Below are 19001 nucleotides of genomic sequence, written 5' to 3'. Positions count from 1 at the left end.
AACATGTATTTTATTTTACCGCAATTTTTATCCTGTAGAGAAACACTGAAGTGCGTCTACGTAAAGATTGTTGACAAAGATTCTTTGTGGAAATAGGTAATGTTAGATGCACTGCAGTGCATCTCTACAGATGTATGTTGTCTAACTTTATATTACAGGATTTACCTGTACGCCCTCCCAACCTATAATAGCTGTTTTTCGGGTATTTCCCCACATATAACCGCCAAAGGTTCCTGATGATTGAATCACACGGTGACATGGAATTAAAAAAGCTACAGGGTTACTTCCAATAGCAGTTCCTACTGCACGAGAAGCATTAGGTTTGTCTATTTGTTGTGCAATCGAACCGTACGTTGAAAGTTGCCCCATTGGAATCTTAAGCAATGTTTCCCAAACTTTTAATTGAAAATCGGTACCTTTTAAATGCAGTTTTATCTCGGATAATTTACTCCAATCATTCTGAAAAATAAATAAAGCATTTTGTTGTACTAAATCTAGTTTTCGAGCGAACATTGCATTTGGGAATTTTTGTTGCAAATGATTAAATCCTGTTACTTCATCTTCGGCGAAAGCCATATAACAAACCCCTTTATTCGTTGAAGCAACAATAATATTCCCAAACGGACTTTCAGCAAAACTGTAATTGATAGCTAAGTTTTTACCACCGTTTTTATATTCAGCAGGAGTCATTCCTTCGATGTTTACAAATAGATCATGCAAACGACTTGTTCCAGAAAGGCCAGTATCAAAAGCAGCATCAAATAAAGTGGCCTGATTGTTTTCTTTGAGGATTTTCTTGGCATGTTCTACACTAATATATTGCAAGAATTTCTTCGGACTTGTTCCTGCCCATTCGGTAAATAAACGCTGAAAGTGAAACGGGCTTAAATGTACTTTTTCGGCAACCTCATCTAAGTTGGGTTGTTCCTTGAAGTTAGCTTTGATATAATCTATTGCATCGGCAATGCGATTATAATTGATGTTTTCCTGTGTCTTCTTCATTTCATTCAATTTTATAATACAAATATCGACAAGGTTTTACAGTCATAAAATCCGAAACTTGCGGAAGTTTTGTTTCTTTAGTTCTTTTTGTTTCAAGTTTTGCTAAACGAAAAACCTATTCTTCAATTCGGCTCAAAAAAACCTTCGTTTTGTCAAGCTGAGTGGGGTCGAAGCCTTTATTAGAGAAACCTGAAACCCTTTTCTACTCTAGGTTTTTTTCCATTTTATAATTAATAAGCTCTATACCGAATCTTATGTTTCGCTGCTCGGCTTTTACAATAAAACCTTTTTTTTCGAAGAATGGTCTAGCGGTTATGCTTACGTCAGATGTTATTACTTTTGAATTTGCTTTTTTTGCTTCGAGCTGTAATTCAGTTAAGAGCCTATCAGCTATTCCTTGTCGCTGAAAATCTTTATGAATATAAAAGAAATCAATATAGTTTCCGTCTTTCAAAGTTCCAAAGCCAACAATTTGGTCTTCTATAATAGCCAATAAAACAAATTGTGTATTGATAGCGACAACCCAGCGTTCCGTATTTTTAACTCCCGAAATCCAAACATCAATTTGGGCTGAATTATAATCGTTTTTACAAACATTTTTGATAGTTTCGATATACAATTCTTGCATTTCTTTTAAGTCAGAAATAGTAGCATTTTTAAAAGTCATTCCTAAAAAATTAAAATTAATGAGCTGTAGTTTTAGAAAAAACATTAATTACAATAACCCCAATTAGTATCAAGGCTAATCCAATAATGGCAGGTAAATCAGGAATTTGTTTAAAAAAGACAGCGCCAATTATGGTAATTAAAACGATACCAACTCCAGACCAAATTGCATAAGCGATTCCTATTGGAATAGTTCTAATGGCAAAACTCAGAAAATAAAATGCTCCAAAATATCCTACAATCGTAATAATACTTGGAATTAATTTAGAGAATTCTTCAGATTTTTTTAGTGCAGAGGTTGCGATGATTTCAAATACTATAGCAATGGCTAAGAATAAAAAGTTTTTCATACTCACGTTTTTACAAAGTTAATCTTTGTATTTAAGGGAGAAGAAGAATTGTTTTATTTTTTATTCAGTTACAAACACATTAATATCATCAATTGTATCTTGAATTCTTCCGCAAATAGTATCGTCGTGTTTTTTGCTTTCAAATGCTTTTAGAACTTTTTCTTTATCTATAACTCCATGTATTCTGGCAATATGACCAATACAAGTGACAGCCAATCCTTTTATATCAGTATTTTCATTTTCGAGTAATTCGATACATAAATCCTGTACCCATTCCCAATTTTGATTATGAAATGTTATTTCTAATAATGTATTTATAACTAGAGTTGAATCTTTAGATTTTAATTTTTTCTCGATTTCATCACTCTCATGTTGAATTCCGTTTGCATCAATTCGGCAACACCATTTTGAAATTTCAAATAAACCAGAATGATTTCTCTCTACGATTCCACTTGCAATTAAGTTATCTTTAAGACCATTTGATTGTTCATCATCCATATAAATGTCAATTAACATTCCTTCACTCAATTTAACTTCAATACCATCAGAATTTAATTTTGTATCATTTTGAGATAATAAAACCAAATCAAAATCAATCATTTCATTAAAGTCAACATAGATTCTTGATTTTTTGATAACCTCCTGATAGTTTCTTTTTGTGGTCATTCTTATTTAGTTTTAAGACCTAATTCTTTAATTTTATTCTCAAGTGTTCGTTTTTTCAACAAATAATCTTTTGGTGCGATAATGTTTCTATTAGCATTCAGCTCTTTAAGTTGTTTATGAAGTTCAATTAGCTGTTTATCCTCTTCAGTAAGCTCTATTTCAGGATAAAGAATATCTAGTTCATCTTCAATATTAATTGTTTTGCTAAGCACTTCATTTAATGTCTTTCCAATAATAATAGAACTTTCGTATTCCAAAACACCTGCACTTATAGCTACAAGACTAATGTTTGCGGGATTTCTAAAGTCGTAGGCGTAAAATATTCCACCACCATTAAAAGCAATAGGCATAAGATGAGGTGTGTATTTATCAAATTGATATTCATAATAAAAATCACTTATTTCGTATAAAGAGAAATAGCCAAATTCTCTGTCTCCATTAATTATTCCGCCTCCATTAGAGTACTGTAATAATTCTTGTAATTCAGTCGGTAAGAAAAATTCAACAGGAAGTTTTTTATTCCAAATCTGCTCTGGGTTTGTTTCTGTAAATCCTTTTTGTTTATCAAAAAAAGTATAGTTGTCGTACCACATAGTTTTAAGATTTATTAATTTCATTTAAATCTACTTTTACACGAAGTTCTCCTGAATCTTGGTCAACATAACAATATGGAATGTTAGGGCCCAAGCCACGAAAAGGGCCGTCTTTGTGATTAGGAAAAGCTGAATATCTTCCGCAGCATTCTAATGTTATATAGCTAAAATCAGAATCACAACTACTAACTTGAACATTAATCCATTGTGGGACTTTACCATTTCGCCATAAATAATCAATTGCAGTTTTTTCTGTTGCTGGATTGATTAAACTTGATTCCTCAATCATATCATCAGGATAAATTTCTTCATCCTCTTCTAATTCATTCCCATCATATGAACAATTGGTTTTAATTATGAATTTATAATTGAGCGGTAATTTGTTTACTACCATTTCCTGTGTAAAAACAATAAGACCATCAAGGGCTTTTTTTAAACTGATTTTAAAATCTTCTTTTGTCATAATTTATATTCTGAGAAGAAATAATTCAAAAACTATTTAAGTTTTCCTTTACGTATAGAAACACTTATTAATTGATATCCATTCTGGGTTCTTAAAAATTCAAAATGATCCTGCGTAGAATCTTTTTTATTACGGTGATTAATAATAATATTTTTCATTGGATATTTCCAGTCTTTGGATTCATTACAATTATTAAAGTACTGATTGTATTTGTCTGCTTCGTAGATAAATTGATTTAGGCCATCTGTCGTTACAAAGTAATCACAAGTAGGATTGCTAAGTTCTAGCAATTTATCTTTTATGAGTTTGTAGTTTTTATTAATGAATTTAGTTTTTTGTTCATTTATCCAGCCATTTGGTTCTTTCCAATAGAAAACTTCTTCATAGGAATGTTTTAGTAAATTCTCTTTGGATAAATCTGTGAGTAAATTGTTTTTTAGCCACAATTTAAATTCTTTGTCATAATTTATAAACGAATAATATTGCCCGTCTACACCAAGAAAGTTTTCTCTTATTGGGTCTGAATTTGGTTCTTTTGTTTTTTGTAAGGAGTAAAAATTTAATTCATCGTTGTATTCAAAATTCTCAATTAATATTTTATTATTCGTATCAATAAGATGTTCTTTACCTCCGCTCCAGCTAAAATGATTACAGCCTTCTCCATGGGTGTCATTAATCTTCTCAGCACCTTTCAGTACGATAATCATTCCGTTTCGTAACTTCGTTAGATTGTTGTATTCTGCAGGAATTGCAATTTCGCCCTCACTATTAAACATTCCCATCTTATCCGTTTTAGGATCATTAAACCGAATAAAACCTTCGTTCTCACAATCAGGACCATTGTCGAATATATATAAACTATCTCGACCAACTATTTTACCAGATTTTGTTAGATAATAATTTTTCCAACTTTGATTTTCTTCTTCTTCAGAAACGGCAATGATATCATCAAATTTATTGGCAATTGTCATTCCCATAAATTTAGGTTCTATTTTTACAGCACCGTTTTTATCTTTAAACCCGACAAGAGTAGTGTCCTTATTCCAGAAGGAAACCCATGTGTTTTTGTTTTGTGCGGATAACGTACAGCTTATAAAGAGAAATATATAAAGTAGGAAAATGCGTTTCATTGCTGTTAGTCTATTTAAAATCGTATTTGTAATTTATTTCTTTTAAATCTTCTTCTAGTAATTCCCAATCTTCAATTTCATCTACAATAGACAAAACCATTTCTTTGGTTAATGTTTTACCTTGATAAATTTCGGTTACGGTTTTTAACGGAATTCCTGTTTCTTTATAAGATTCATCAAAGTACTCACTTGCCCAATTGATGTATGTTTGCGGATTGCCGTCAAAAATAGCGAGTAAGTCTTCCGAATTATCGTTGAAATCTTTAATTTCTCCAACTTCCCAATTTTTGGTTTCATTTGTCCATAAACAAAATGTTGTGCCGTTTGTGGCAACTGGTTCATCAAAAATAAATTGATTGTAAATTTCAGGTAGATTCTTAGTCAAATCACTTTTTTGATTATACTGAAATTCGTGTGCAAAACCACTAATTACACAATGATTTTCAAGAAATAGAATGTCCATTAAATCACCAGCCCCATCTCTCATACCAAAGTATTCTTCATCTTCTGCCCATTTAGAGTTGTATAAATAATAGCGATATTCCCATTCTTGACACATAATAGCATCTAATACAGAAATTGCTTTGCAGATATGTTGTAATGAATTTTTATTGGGTAATAGTTTAAAGTCTTTTGTAGTAATCATGTTCGTTTATATTTTATCAGTTTCGAACTGAATTTCTTTAGCTTCGTCATAACAATCGGAGCATAGTATTTTAAAATCGGCTAGGGTTTCAAATGCTTCATTCCATTCTTCTCCATTATCGAGTAGCCATTGTTCGCATGATCCGCACCAAGCAATTTGCGGAAGATCTTCTTCGGCTTCTGAATAGAAAAAACCAACTTTTTCTTTTTGGTCTATTGCCATTGCAAGATGAATACAGGTAAAAGACATATCTTTTGATCCATGCTGTTCACATATAACTTTTTCAATCATATTCTAATCGTAATTAATCTAGTCGGATTTATTTACATTATAAGTGGCTGAGGTTTTAAAATAGTCAAGTTCATTATGTTGAGATCATCAACTAATTCCAGATTTAATTTTAAAGCATTTTTTATCCTATTATAATGTTTCATAGCTAATATATAAATATAATCTAGGAATTACCTCTTGAATGTAAAAAGAAAGGCCTTAAATTAATTTGAGCTTTTTATTTGCGTGAGGGATAGGAGCAAGCTACCAAAGTAGCGCGGATAGCCCGACAGTATTAAATTAAAGAGCCAATGAACGTAATCCTCATCGGCTCTTTAATTTAATGGTGGCACGCCCAAATATTTTAGATTTCTGTCCTGATAGCTATCGGGATTAGATGTAGAAAAAGATATTCGATTTTATGATATTCTTTTAAGGATTGAGTGATAATCCGACACTAAAAAACAATCGCACTTTGTCAATAGTATTTATCCAGGAAGTATCAAAATGAATAGGACCTAAAATTGACTGATAAGAAATAGCGGCCCCTCCAGATATTACAAGACTAGGGTCAAAGCTATCATTCCATTTTCCTTTTGGACTAAATGCGTTGTCAATGTATTTATTAAAAGATTCAAATCCAACAGTAGCGATATTAAAATGGGGAGTTAGGTAAATTTTTCCCATAAGGTTTATCTGAGAAGCTATTTTTAAGCCCATAAATTGTGAAACATTGAGCTCGTCTTCATGCAGGCCTGGAAATGAGAAACGATTACTACCAGAACTTGGTATAATTCCTCCTAAGAAATATTTTGAAGCATAACCAAAATCCGAAAAAGGGATTTGATTGTCTTTAAGTCTATCCTCAAAAATAAAATAAGAATCAAAGCTTATGATTCCGGTAATTTTCTTTTTTAAGAGGAGTCTTTTTTCAAAGCTGAAACCAAATTTTGTATAACCATTAGTAGCACCAGATATGCTTGTTTGTTCGGGATCGTTAAAAGAGGTATAGACATCTGTTAACAATGATCGGGTTACATTAGCTTTTATAATTGTTCCATTTTCAGCAAAGAAGACTTTATCCATATCATTGTAGGAATAATGCATGTTTAATTCTATACTGTTTAAAGAATAATTCTTAATATCGATTGAGTTAGGGTTGTATTCTCTTTCGTATTTTGGTTTTAAATGGGAATATTGATAATGTAAACCATATCCAAAATAACTTTTCAGTGAATTTAAATTTCTGTTGATCTCATTATTGAATTCTAAAGAATTATGGAGTACATTATCTGAAGCCTTACCGTTTAAATAAATCTCTTGTCTTAAAAAGGCTCCATAAAGTTCAGATGACCACCACCAATCTCGGTTTTTTCCAAAGTTTTTCTGAAAATTGATTCGTGCTTTTGGTTGTTCTGCAATATCGACTGTTACAAGAAGACGAGATGCTCTGGCAAGAACATTTCTTGCGGTGTAATTAAAAATGATTCCAACGCCACGGTAAGTGTCGTAATGTACTGAAGTATTCAGTTGGTTTTTAGCACGTTCATGTCCAAATATAGTAACGCCTAGTTTGTTATCATCTTTGATGAAATAGCTATACGTAATCTCGTCAAAAAGATTAGTACCCATTGCTCTGTTAATGCCTGCTATTAAATCTTTGGTGGTATATTTCACATGTGTTTTGAGATTTATTCTTCCTAAAACCAAAGCAAGATTCTCCGGGCTTATTCTTTTATAAACAATAGTATCAAGAACAAATTCTGCAGGAATGTTAGGTAATTCGTGAGTTCGTTGTGTGTACCCTTTTAATTTTTCAGATAACGTAATTAAAGCTGGAAGATTTTCTGTTGTTGCAACCTTGCCATCTTTGTAAATCTCTTCGCTATCAGAAAAATCAGCCGTAGAGAAACGTAAGTTTGGTAGGTGATCTACTAAGATATTGCAAAGTTTTCGGTTTGCAGGGTTCTTAATATTACTCGGAAACATACTGGTTTGAGTCAATATAGTTACAAGATTATTCAGTTTGTCTATTGGTTGCATTCCGCCTCCTACATCGCTTCCAATAATAATGTCCGCTCCCATTTGTTTGGCGACATCTGTTGGGAAATTATTTAATACTCCTCCGTCTACTAATACCGTTTTTCCGTATGTCATAGGCTTGAAAATACCTGGCAATGACATACTCGCTCTCATGGCGTAAGCTAAACTCCCCTTGCTTAGAATAACTTCTTTCCCTTCGGCCAAATCGGTAGCCATGGCTCTAAAGGGTATGGGAAGGCTGTCAAAATCTTTAATATTATAGACCGGATAGGTTAATTCAGAGAGGTATTCTCTTAAATTTTGATCATTTAAAAGTGAGCCAACGCTATTTAGTTTTTTATCTTTAATTCCTATTCCAACTAAATATCTCTGGAATTCTCTTTTTTCCTCTACGCTAGCAGATGCTAACGATTGGCCTCCGCCAAGTAGTTTATCCCAATTAATATCTCGGGTTAATTTTTCGATACTATCACCAGAATATCCCATCGAATACAAACCTCCAATAATGCTTCCCATACTATTTCCAACAATAAGATCAGGAACGATGTGTAAAGAGTCTAGTTTTTGTAGAAGCGGAATGTGTGCAATTCCTTTTGCGCCACCACCACTTAAGACCAAAACGACTTTGGGTTTCTTTTCCTGAGCAAAAATAATTTGCGGGAGAGCAAGTAAAAATAAGAAGACGAATAAATAAGAAGTTTTTTTCAAGAGTACAACGTTTATGTATTTGAGAAATTGAGACCTATTTTATAAAGGTATAATTTTTTTATAAGAAATGTTTTTGTGTATAAAAATAAACGATTTACTTATTTTAAGAATAAGGCCTAAAGTAAAAACCCTCGCATTGCTGCAAGGGTTTCAAATATGTAATAGATAAATCTAAAATTTACTAGTATCTGTAGTATTCTGGTTTAAATGGACCTTCAACTGGAACACCAATATAAGCAGCTTGATCGTCACGTAAAGTTTCCAATTCTACTCCTAATTTGGCTAAGTGTAAAGCAGCAACTTTTTCATCTAAATGTTTAGGTAACATGTAAACGTCATTGTTATAAGCAGCGCTGTTATTCCATAATTCCATTTGAGCTAAAGTTTGGTTTGTAAATGAGTTACTCATTACAAAACTTGGGTGACCTGTAGCACAACCAAGATTAACTAAACGACCTTCAGCAAGAATGATAATATCTTTTCCTGCAATAGTATATTTGTCAACTTGTGGTTTGATTTCGATTTTAGATGCACCGTGGTTTTTGTTTAACCAAGCCATATCAATTTCGTTATCAAAGTGACCAATGTTACAAACAACAGTTTTATCTTTCATTTGCTCAAAGTGCTCACCAAGAACGATATCTTTATTTCCTGTAGTAGTAATGATGATATCAGCATTAGCAATTACAGTATTTAATTTTTTAACTTCATAACCGTCCATTGCAGCTTGTAAAGCACAAATTGGGTCAATTTCAGTAACAGTTACAATAGATCCTGCACCTCTAAAAGAAGCAGCAGTTCCTTTTCCAACATCACCGTATCCACAAACGATAACTCTTTTTCCAGCTAACATTAAGTCAGTTGCACGACGTACAGCATCTACAGCAGATTCTTTACATCCGTATTTGTTATCAAATTTAGATTTAGTAACAGAATCATTAATGTTAATTGCAGGCATTGGTAAAGTTCCCGCTTTTACTCTTTCGTAAAGTCTGTGAACACCAGTTGTAGTTTCTTCAGATAAACCTTTGATTCCAGGAACCAATTCTGGGAAACGGTCAATAACCATATTAGTTAAATCTCCACCATCATCAAGAATCATGTTCAATGGTTTTCTATCTTCACCAAAGAATAAAGTTTGCTCAATACACCAGTCAAATGATTGCTCATCAAGACCTTTCCAAGCATAAACCTGAATTCCAGCAGCAGCAATAGCAGCAGCAGCTTGATCTTGAGTAGAGAAAATGTTACAAGAAGACCAAGTAACCTCAGCACCAAGAGCAATTAAAGTTTCGATTAAAACTGCAGTTTGGATAGTCATATGCAGACATCCTGCAATACGAGCACCTTTAAGAGGTTGCTCATTTTTATATTCAGCACGAAGCGCCATTAAACCTGGCATCTCAGCTTCAGCTAGTTCAATTTCTTTTCTTCCCCAAGCCGCTAGAGAAATGTCTTTTACTTTGAAAGCCACAAAAGGCGTAGTTGTAGTACTCATTTATAGTATATTTGTAATTGTAATTTTTTTGCAAATTTACGCAATAACTTTATAATTTAACTAATTTCTAAAAGATTTGTGAAATGTTTAATTGCTTAATCTTTTGAACATTAGCTAAATGATTTTTATTCGAAGCTATTTACTGCTGTTCACTATATCTATTGCGGCGAACCCCGCCACAATAGGATGCCGTTGCCATGAGGGCTAGAAGGATCAGATTTATTTAAATAGACTTTTATCGCTTAAGTGGTTTAAAAACATAATGTACATTTTAGTGTTTTTAATACCATGTATAATTTATAATTAACAATTCATAATTAAAACGAATGCCTTTACATCAAACAATACAATTTAACCCCACAACACAAATTTTAGTTTGGAAGATAACCGAGTCTTTCGAAGAGTTGCTTGATAAAGTAGTTTTAAAAGAAAAAACGCAACTGAGGTTAAACGGAATGAAATCTCAAATGCATCAGCGTGCTTTTTTAAGTGTACGTATGCTGATTCAGGAAATGGGTTTTACAGATCATGATTTACATTACGACGAATTCGGAAAGCCCTATTTAAGTTGTCATAATTATATTTCAATTACACATTCTCATAATTTTGCAGCAATCATAATCAGTGAAGAAACGGTAGGAATCGACATGGAATTGCAACGTGAAAAAATCCTCCGAATTGCCGATAAATTTGTCGATAAGGAATTCGAATATTTAAAACCAGATATATTAGAAGAATACATAAAAAAACTCACTGTGATTTGGGGAGCAAAAGAAGCTATTTTTAAAATTCGAAATGAAAAAGGGATCAGTTTTAAAGATCATATTCGTGTGAATCCTTTCTCTTTGAATGAAAACAAAACCCAAGCTAGTCTTCATTTTGATGATTTAGTAAAGAATTTTAATGTGTATTACCAAGAAATTGAAGATTTTACTTTAGTGTATGCGTTTGAGAAATAGTTTTTGTGGCAGTTTTCAATTGCAGTGTGAAACTTGAAACAAAAATAAACAGTCGCAGTTCTTAGTCACAATACTAAACTTGAAACATTAAACTTGAAACAAAAAAAACGGTAACAGTTTTTAGTCACAATAATAAACTTGAAACTTGAAACAAAAATTAACAGTTACAACTTATAATAAAATTTAGTGCCCCTTCTTATTTCCTTCGCGTAACAATTCCCTATCCCTTCGGGCGATTTTCAAACATACTTAAATAAAGAAACGTACTCATTTTTCGGGCTCTTCGTTTAAGCGTATCTACATGTTCTCCTTCAAAAAGTTCGTCTAGTGTTTCAAACCAAATATTTAGCCAAATCCCAAATTCATGCGATGAGATCTTATGGTTAAAATAAGCATCAACTTTATTATGAGCCTCAATAGGATTTCCTTTGTATTTTTTGCCACCAAATATATTGGTTTCCCAAAAATCAATTAGCTTATCTAAGTGTTCATCCCAATCCTTAATCATATCATTAAAATAAAAGCCAATTTCAGTATTGGCTCTTATTTTTGTATAGAAAGTGTTTACCAGAAGCGAAATGTCTTCTCTGTTTTCTATTTGTTTTTTCATAACTAAATGTTATTTATAATAATGAACAAGATACTAAAAAAGACGCTTGTTATAATTAGGTTGAAAACCGTTTTATGGCTCATTTGTGCTAAAATAGAAGTATTAGCTATAATATTAGTAAATACAATTATACCTAGCTGGATCATTTGTGTTACCGATGTTCCATTAGCAAGAATAAACATTGCCGCAACAGCACCAAGACAGCTTTGTCCAATTATTGCCATAGTTGCAGAACCGATGTAACTTTTATTAAAATTTTCGAATGTTGAGTTATAAAGTGTCATGATGTATAATTTTATAATAGCAAAATTACGTTCATCACTCCCTTCGTATTTATGATTCAAATCATAAAGAAATAATTAGCGATATACTTTTCTGTTTATGATTTTTAATTCGCCTTTTTTCTCCAGTGATTTTATAGCACGTATAACAGTTTCAACTCGAAGTCCAGATAAATCTCCAATTTGTTGCCTCGTAAAATTGATGAGGTAGCCATTAGCATCTTTTTTGAAATTAAAATTGGCAATCGCATAATCTATTAATCGTAACACACGATGCTCGGGTTCATGAGTAGATATTTCAGCTGCCATTACTGATTTGTAATACAACCGTTGCGCTAAGTTTTGGATAATTTTAATGCTTATTGCGGGATTCTCATTCAATAATCTCATGAAACTTTCCTTAGGAACACATAGTATTTCGGCATCTTCTACAACAACTGCACTAGCAGGATATTTTTGATTTAAGAATAAAGGTGGTTCACCAAAAGATTGATTCTTATAAAAGATTCCTTGAATGAATTCCCGACCGTCATCGTTATAATTGTTCATTTTTACTTCACCCGAAAGAATTTGATAGTAATGCGTAGGCAATTTTCCTTCTTTAAAAATAGAAGTTGCCTTTGCATAAGATTTTTGTGTTGCATCATATTTCTCAAGCAATTCGATAGTAATCATAAATTTGTTTCTCTCTTTAGTGAAAGTGAATACACAAATATAATTGATTCAAAATAGTTCTCCTGCATTAAAAAACTTTTACTTTTACACTCGTTATGGAACAAAAAGTACAAGACATATACAAACAAATACGATTAGCTAAAGCTGAGAATCGAAAATTACTAGCGATTCTTTTGGATCCAGATAAAATAAACTGGCAAAACTTGAATAATTTGATACTAAAAATAAACCAATCTCCAGCTACACATATTTTTGTAGGAGGGAGTTTAGTAGAAAGTACCATTTTAGAAGATTTAGTTTTTCAATTAAAATTAAAGACGAGTTTGCCAATCGTAATTTTCCCAGGAGACCCATCGCAAATTTCAGGGCAAGCCGATGCAATTTTGTTTTTGTCGTTATTGTCAGGTCGAAATCCAGATTATTTGATAGAATATCAGGTTCAAGCAGCACCGATTTTAAAAAAAATGAATTTGGAAATTATTCCAACAGGATATCTTTTAATAGAAAGTGGCAATGAAACGGCAGCGGCAAGAGTAAGTAAAACCAAGCCAATGGATAGAACAAACCTAGATTTGGTATTAGCTACTGCACAAGCAGGGGAGATGTTAGGGAATAAATTGATTTATTTGGAAGCAGGAAGTGGAGCAAAACAGACAGTTCCATTAGAAATGATTCAGCTGATTTCTCAAAATGTACATATTCCTATAATTGTTGGAGGTGGAATTGTAGCTTTGTCACAAATTCAGAAAGCTTATGAAATGGGAGCCGATGTAGTTGTCATAGGGACAGCTTTTGAAAATGATATTCATTTTTTTGAATCATAAGTAAAGTATTATAAATGAAAATAAACAAACTCAATGATTGATTTTTTTCTTAATGCGTATAAAAATGTTCCACTTTGGCACATCGGACTCGAATTTCTTGTTTTTGTATTTGGGATATTAAGTGTTTGGTTTGCTAAAAAAGAGAATATCTGGGTATATCCTACAGGATTAATTGCTACAATTATTTCTGTTTATTTGCTTTATATTGCAGGCTATTTAGGAGACATGATGATTAATGGGTATTTCTCGATTATGAGTATTTATGGCTGGTATAATTGGTCAAAAGGAACTGGTCAGGAAGATAATTTGCCTATTACGCGTACCAATAATAAAGAAAAGTTAATAGGAGTTATCTTGTTTTGTGTTACTGTTTTTGTAGTTTTCGGAATCTATAAATTTTTTGATTACGAGCTACATAAAGATAACTATGTCGATATTCTAGCTTCAGGGATATTTTTTACTGGAATGTGGTATATGGCAAAGAAAAAGATAGAGAATTGGACACTTTGGATTATTGGCGACATTATTGTAGTGCCTTTATATGCATATCGTGGATTAGGAATGTTATCGTTCCAATATTTAATTTTTACAATTTTGGCTATTTCAGCTTATTTAGAATGGAAGAAAATCTTAAACAACAAGATACAAGAATATTAAAATTTGCTTTGTTTGGTCCAGAGAGTACCGGTAAAACAACTTTAGCTAAGCAACTTGCTTCGTATTATGAAACAGAGTGGGTGCCTGAGTTTGCACGTGATTATCTTCAGGAGAAATGGGAAGAAAATCAGCATATTTGTGTAGAAGAAGATATGATGCCAATTGCTTATGGACAAACCAAATTAGAAAACGATAAATTAGCTTTAGCAAATAAATTTTTATTTTGTGATACAAATCTTATGGTGACTAAGGTGTTCTCAGAGATGTATTATGATTATTGTAATCCATTGTTAAATGAAGCTGCATTAGAGCACGAATATGATTTGTTTTTTCTTACTGATATCGATGTGCCTTGGGAGAAAGATGATATAAGAGATAGTCCGAAAGAAAGAGAATCAGTTTTTTCAGTTTTTAAAGAAACATTAATAGAAACTAAAAAACCATATATAACCCTTTCGGGAAATAAAAAATTGCGCTTGGCTAAAGCAGTAGAAATAATTAACAACTTAGTACTTGCTAAAGAATTAGGTTTTTCTTCTGCCGATTTTGTGCAAATTTATGAGCATGGCATCTCTTTTGAAAAGATAAAGGAACAATTGCAGATTTTTAAAAATGGAATTAACAAAAGCAATTTAATAAGCCCAGCTACAGTTTCAAATGGAATTTTGAGTTTGTCAGAAGCAGATTTTGAAGTAAAAGCTACTTTGTTTGATGCGAGTAAATCAAAATTAAAATTAAAAAAGTTTGTTCCTGCATCGGGTGCAGCAAGTAGAATGTTTAAGTTTTTGAATACTTTCTTAAATGATTTCAATATCGAAAAAGAAAGTATTAATGCCTACATCAACAGAAAAAAAGAAAGTCAATTGTCTCTTTTTATTATTGGAATGGATAAATTTCCTTTTTTCGAAATTGTAGATAAAAAATTAAAAGAGGTATACTCGGATTTTGATTCTCTAAGTGTAGATTATAAAAATTATTATTTTATAAAAATGCTATTGGCTTCGGATTATTTTGACTTTGCAAATAAGCCAAAAGCAGTTTTACAATTTCATCAATATAAAACACATATTGCAAATCCCATAGAAGAGCATTTGCACGAATGTGCTCATTATGGTAGCTCAAATTCTGTGTCAAATTTACATTTTACAGTCTCAGAAATACATCAAAGTCAATTTGAAGAATGTGTTGATGCAGTTAAAGAAAAATTAGAGGAAGAGTCAGGAACAAAAATAAATATTAGTTATTCTTATCAAAATAAAAGTACAGATTCAATTACTGTTAATTTAGATAATAAACCAGTTAGGACTGAAGAAGGGAAATTGATCTTTAGACCAGGTGGACATGGTGCCTTAATTGAAAATTTAAATAATCTTGATGCAGATATTATTTTTATTAAGAATATCGACAACGTAATTCAAAATCATATTGAGGAAATTTCTTTGTATAAAAAAGGATTAGCAGGCATATTAATAGAATTGCAGAATAAGATTTTTGGTTACTTGAAGGAAATCGAAAATCAGAAAATTACAGCAGATAAGATAGTTGAGGTTATGCAGTTTTTAAAGGAAAATCTTAATTTAGAAATAGATTTTGAAGATCTAACTTTAGAGAGTAAAATAGATAAAATAAAAGAAGCATTAGATAGACCAATTCGCGTATGTGGAATGGTTAAGAATGAAGGAGAACCGGGAGGAGGACCATTTTGGGTTCAGGATGAAGAAGGAGTAGTATCGCTTCAAATTGTTGAAACATCTCAAGTGGATTTAACAGATAAAAATCAAATTGCAATTCTAGCTAATGCAACTCATTTTAATCCAGTTGATTTGGTTTGTGGAACGAAAAATTATAAAAACGAAAAATTTGATTTAAAGCAATTTGTTAATAAAAAATCAGGTTTTATTGTAGAGAAAAGTATAGGTACAAATACTGTAAAAGGATATGAATTACCAGGGTTATGGAACGGAGCAATGGCAAATTGGCTAACCGTTTTTGTAGCGGTTCCAATAATTACTTTTAACCCTGTGAAAACAGTGAATGACTTACTAAAACCAGCACACCAACCACAATAATGGAAATAGGAAAAATTGTTACAGAACTATCTTATAAGGCTGTTCGCAGTAGTGGTGCGGGTGGTCAGAATGTGAATAAAGTGTCCTCAAAGGTAGTTTTGACTTTTGATTTAAGAAATTCACAAGCATTATCAGACGAAGAAAAGACACTTTTAGAAATAAAACTGGCGACAAGACTGACATTAGATGTAATTTTAATTTTAACCTGCGATGAGGATAGAAGTCAATTAAAAAATAAAAGTATTGTAACAAAACGCTTCTTAGAATTGATTAAAAATGCATTAATAATTCAGAAACCTCGGAAAGCTACAAAGATTCCTAAATCTGTAATTCGTAAGCGAATTAAGGATAAAAAAAATGTTTCAGAGATTAAGCAATCTCGTAAAAAGCCAAAATTAGATTAATGTTTTTTTGATTTTAATTAATTTAAAAAATCAAACAGGCAAACAGGTAGAAAATCTAAAAATCTTTTCTACTTTTGCCACGTCTCAAAGGGGTGCTCTAAATAACGAGCTGAGATCATACCCAAAGAACCTGAGCAAGTAATGTTGCTAAGGGAAAAAATGACAATTGTTGGCGTACATGCTGTATTTTGTCATGGAACAATCATTTATTAATTTAACAAAAGAATAATTCCCCCTTTTATTCGTAATTTTTTACGGATGAAAACTATTTTTCAAAAAGGTACTTTTATAGGTACAAAGGTTCAAAGGTTCAAAGGTTCAGAGTTGAGCCGAAAACCTATTTTCTATTCTCTATTCTCTATCTTCTATTCTCTATTTTCTTTTGCACAAGTACAAGATACTACCAAAGTCAATAAGCTTGATGATGTGTTGGTTTCTGCGGTTCGTGTTACTACAAAAACACCTGTTTCCTTTAGTAATATGGATAAAAAAGAAATCAAATTCAGAAATTTAGGTCAAGATATTCCAATTTTAATGAACTATTTGCCCTCAGTAGTTACTACTTCTGATGCAGGAAATGGTATGGGATATACCGGAATTAGAGTGCGTGGTAGCGATGCAACGAGAGTTAATGTTACGATTAACGGGATTCCGTACAATGATTCCGAAAGCCAAGGTACATTTTGGGTTAATATGCCCGATTTTGCTTCTTCTGTAGAGAGTTTGCAATTACAGCGAGGCGTTGGGACTTCTACAAATGGTTCAGGAGCTTTTGGAGCCAGCTTAAATATGCTGACTGACAATTACGCTTCAAAAGGGAATGGTGAAATTTCAAATTCTTTTGGTAGTTTCAATTCTCATAAACATAATGTAAAGTTTAGCACTGGTCTATTAAATGATCATTTTGAAATCGCAGGACGTTTGTCTGTAATAAAATCGGATGGTTATGTGGATAGAGCAAGTTCAGATCTAAAATCTTATTTTCTACAAGGAACTTATGTAGGTAAAAAGACTTTAATTAAAGCATTGGTATTTGGAGGGAATCAAAGAACATATCAATCTTGGAACGGAATTGATGCTGAAAAACTAAATACAGATAGAACGTATAATTCTGCGGGAAAGTACAAAGATGAAGCTGGTAATATTCGTTATTATGATAATGAAACTGATAATTATAAACAAGACCATTACCAGTTGCATTGGAATGAATCTCTTACTGATAAATGGAGTACTAATTTAGCATTTCATTATACAAAAGGATTAGGCTATTATGAGAATTATAAATACGATACACCTGTTGAAGGTTATGGAGGAATTGAGCCTACTAAAATGGTTGAAAATGATAAAGGAGAATTAGTTCCAGGAACAGATTTAATTCGTCAGAAATGGTTAGATAATGATTTTTACGGAACCACTTTTTCGGCAAAATATAAAGAGGAGAAGTTAGATGTTATTTTGGGTGGAGGCTGGAATAAGTACGAAGGAGATCATTTCGGAAAAGTAATCTGGGCGCGAAATATGGGAAAGGTTGAGTTAGGAGATCATTATTATGATGATTATTCCGCTAAGACTGATGGAAATATTTTTGCGAAAGCCAATTATCAAGTTACAGAAAAATTAAGTTTTTACGGAGATTTACAATACAGACGAGTTACTTATAAAGCCAATAGTAATGAAACGGGTGTAGTAGATGATACTTTTAATTTCTTTAATCCTAAAGCGGGCTTGAATTATGAGCTCAATGAAAATAGTACTTTGTATTTTTCGTATGCAAGAGCTAATCGAGAGCCAAATAGAACCGATTACGAAGGCGGAAATGTCAAGCCAGAGAAATTGAATGATTTTGAATTAGGTTGGAGATTCAATTCAGAGAAATTCCAATTGAGTTCGAATGTTTATTATATGGGATACAAAGATCAATTGATTCTAACAGGAAGATTAGATGATGTTGGTGCGCCAATACGCTCTAATACTGATAAAAGTTATCGTTTAGGATTAGAGGTCGATGCGATGATTAAATTGTCTGAAAAATTCTTACTTCGACCTAACTTTACATTAAGCAGTAATAAAAATGTTGATTTAGCTGTTGAGGGACAAAATTATGGAACAACAGATATTGCTTATTCTCCGTCTGTAATTGCAGGGAATATTATTGTTTATAGCCCGATTAAGAGTTTGCATATTTCATTATTGCAGAAATTTGTTGGAGAACAATACATGAACAATATAGAATTGCGAGAAGCTAAACTAGCCGATTATTTTGTAAACGATTTTAATATTTCTTATGAAATAAAGCCAAAATCTATTTTCAAATCAATTCTGATTACAGGGTTGGTGAATAATATTCTGGACAAAAAATATGTTTCAAATGGAGCTATGTGGGATATTTATCCGTCGTATTATCCTCAGGCTGGAATTAACTTCTTAGCAGGATTAACTTTGAAATTTTAAAGAAAATTTTAAGAAAAATAAAAAATCCTGAAAGTT

The 19001-nt window shown here is 32.1% G+C and carries 20 protein-coding genes; 6 read left to right on the top strand and 14 right to left on the bottom strand.

All coding sequences use genetic code 11. The features are described 5' to 3' along the window. Nucleotides 1-147 precede the first annotated feature (147 nt). From LPB87_RS16305 to ahcY, 11 genes are all read right to left on the bottom strand, one after another. Nucleotides 148-1002 (bottom strand): methylated-DNA--[protein]-cysteine S-methyltransferase, encoded by an 855-nt coding sequence (locus LPB87_RS16305; protein ID WP_230728573.1) that lies wholly within the window; start codon nucleotides 1000-1002, stop codon nucleotides 148-150. A gap of 202 nt (nucleotides 1003-1204) precedes the next feature. After that, on the bottom strand, nucleotides 1205-1669 hold the full coding sequence (locus LPB87_RS16300) for a GNAT family N-acetyltransferase (RefSeq protein ID WP_230728572.1): 465 nt from the start codon (nucleotides 1667-1669) through the stop codon (nucleotides 1205-1207). A 16-nt stretch (nucleotides 1670-1685) separates the two neighbouring features. Then, on the bottom strand, nucleotides 1686-2018 hold the full coding sequence (locus tag LPB87_RS16295; RefSeq protein WP_230728571.1) for an SMR family transporter: 333 nt from the start codon (nucleotides 2016-2018) through the stop codon (nucleotides 1686-1688). Between the two features lie 60 nt (nucleotides 2019-2078). After that, on the bottom strand, nucleotides 2079-2684 hold the full coding sequence (locus LPB87_RS16290) for a hypothetical protein (protein ID WP_230728570.1): 606 nt from the start codon (nucleotides 2682-2684) through the stop codon (nucleotides 2079-2081). Between the two features lie 2 nt (nucleotides 2685-2686). Next, nucleotides 2687-3301, bottom strand: a complete 615-nt coding sequence (locus LPB87_RS16285) for an SMI1/KNR4 family protein (RefSeq protein ID WP_230728569.1) — start codon at nucleotides 3299-3301, stop codon at nucleotides 2687-2689. After that, on the bottom strand, nucleotides 3282-3740 hold the full coding sequence (locus LPB87_RS16280) for a hypothetical protein (RefSeq protein WP_230728568.1): 459 nt from the start codon (nucleotides 3738-3740) through the stop codon (nucleotides 3282-3284). Before LPB87_RS16280 ends, LPB87_RS16285 begins: the two co-directional genes overlap by 20 nt. A 32-nt stretch (nucleotides 3741-3772) precedes the next feature. After that, complete coding sequence (locus LPB87_RS16275) at nucleotides 3773-4870, bottom strand: WG repeat-containing protein (protein ID WP_230728567.1); 1098 nt, start codon at nucleotides 4868-4870, stop codon at nucleotides 3773-3775. Nucleotides 4871-4880: 10 nt separating this feature from the next. After that, a complete protein-coding gene (locus tag LPB87_RS16270) occupies nucleotides 4881-5516 on the bottom strand; it encodes a hypothetical protein (protein WP_230728566.1) in 636 nt (211 codons plus the stop codon). A 6-nt stretch (nucleotides 5517-5522) separates the two neighbouring features. Further along, complete coding sequence (locus LPB87_RS16265; protein ID WP_230728565.1) at nucleotides 5523-5807, bottom strand: hypothetical protein; 285 nt, start codon at nucleotides 5805-5807, stop codon at nucleotides 5523-5525. Nucleotides 5808-6218: 411 nt separating this feature from the next. Next, the gene (locus LPB87_RS16260) at nucleotides 6219-8537 is read right to left on the bottom strand and encodes a patatin-like phospholipase family protein (RefSeq protein ID WP_230728564.1); all 2319 of its coding nucleotides are present in this window, start codon (nucleotides 8535-8537) and stop codon (nucleotides 6219-6221) included. Nucleotides 8538-8718: 181 nt separating this feature from the next. Further along, nucleotides 8719-10035: an adenosylhomocysteinase gene (gene ahcY, locus LPB87_RS16255; protein WP_129540764.1), complete on the bottom strand. Its 1317-nt coding sequence runs from the start codon at nucleotides 10033-10035 to the stop codon at nucleotides 8719-8721. Between the two features lie 326 nt (nucleotides 10036-10361). Between ahcY and LPB87_RS16250 the strand changes: the two genes are divergently transcribed. After that, nucleotides 10362-10994 carry a 4'-phosphopantetheinyl transferase superfamily protein gene (locus LPB87_RS16250; protein WP_230728563.1) on the top strand — a complete coding sequence of 211 codons (633 nt, stop codon included), beginning with the start codon at nucleotides 10362-10364 and terminating at the stop codon, nucleotides 10992-10994. Nucleotides 10995-11214: 220 nt separating this feature from the next. Here the strand turns inward: LPB87_RS16250 and LPB87_RS16245 are convergent, their stop codons facing one another. The 3 genes from LPB87_RS16245 to LPB87_RS16235 all read right to left on the bottom strand — a co-directional run bounded on the left by LPB87_RS16245 (nucleotide 11215) and on the right by LPB87_RS16235 (nucleotide 12560). Beyond that, nucleotides 11215-11604 (bottom strand): group III truncated hemoglobin, encoded by a 390-nt coding sequence (locus tag LPB87_RS16245; RefSeq protein WP_230728562.1) that lies wholly within the window; start codon nucleotides 11602-11604, stop codon nucleotides 11215-11217. Between the two features lie 2 nt (nucleotides 11605-11606). Beyond that, on the bottom strand, nucleotides 11607-11888 hold the full coding sequence (locus LPB87_RS16240) for a hypothetical protein (protein ID WP_129541148.1): 282 nt from the start codon (nucleotides 11886-11888) through the stop codon (nucleotides 11607-11609). A gap of 75 nt (nucleotides 11889-11963) precedes the next feature. Continuing rightward, nucleotides 11964-12560: a Crp/Fnr family transcriptional regulator gene (locus LPB87_RS16235; protein WP_129540767.1), complete on the bottom strand. Its 597-nt coding sequence runs from the start codon at nucleotides 12558-12560 to the stop codon at nucleotides 11964-11966. Nucleotides 12561-12655: 95 nt separating this feature from the next. Here LPB87_RS16235 and LPB87_RS16230 point away from each other — a divergent pair, with 95 nt between their 5' ends. The 5 genes from LPB87_RS16230 (at nucleotide 12656) to LPB87_RS16210 (ending at nucleotide 18965) form a co-directional block, all read left to right on the top strand. Then, nucleotides 12656-13384: a geranylgeranylglyceryl/heptaprenylglyceryl phosphate synthase gene (locus tag LPB87_RS16230; protein WP_129540768.1), complete on the top strand. Its 729-nt coding sequence runs from the start codon at nucleotides 12656-12658 to the stop codon at nucleotides 13382-13384. Between the two features lie 33 nt (nucleotides 13385-13417). Further along, nucleotides 13418-14041, top strand: a complete 624-nt coding sequence (gene pnuC, locus LPB87_RS16225) for a nicotinamide riboside transporter PnuC (RefSeq protein ID WP_230728561.1) — start codon at nucleotides 13418-13420, stop codon at nucleotides 14039-14041. Beyond that, a complete protein-coding gene (locus tag LPB87_RS16220) occupies nucleotides 14002-16110 on the top strand; it encodes a DUF4301 family protein (RefSeq protein WP_230728560.1) in 2109 nt (702 codons plus the stop codon). The genes pnuC and LPB87_RS16220 overlap by 40 nt, the downstream gene beginning before the upstream one ends. Further along, a complete protein-coding gene (gene arfB / locus LPB87_RS16215; RefSeq protein WP_129540771.1) occupies nucleotides 16110-16514 on the top strand; it encodes an alternative ribosome rescue aminoacyl-tRNA hydrolase ArfB in 405 nt (134 codons plus the stop codon). Before LPB87_RS16220 ends, arfB begins: the two co-directional genes overlap by 1 nt. A 258-nt stretch (nucleotides 16515-16772) precedes the next feature. Beyond that, entirely contained in the window at nucleotides 16773-18965 is a 2193-nt protein-coding gene (locus LPB87_RS16210; protein ID WP_230728559.1) for a TonB-dependent receptor, read from the top strand. Nucleotides 18966-19001: the final 36 nt, after the last annotated feature.

This window comes from Flavobacterium sp. EDS, assembly GCF_020991525.1.
GTDB lineage: Bacteria > Bacteroidota > Bacteroidia > Flavobacteriales > Flavobacteriaceae > Flavobacterium.
This window is presented reverse-complemented; position numbering and strand designations above follow the sequence as displayed.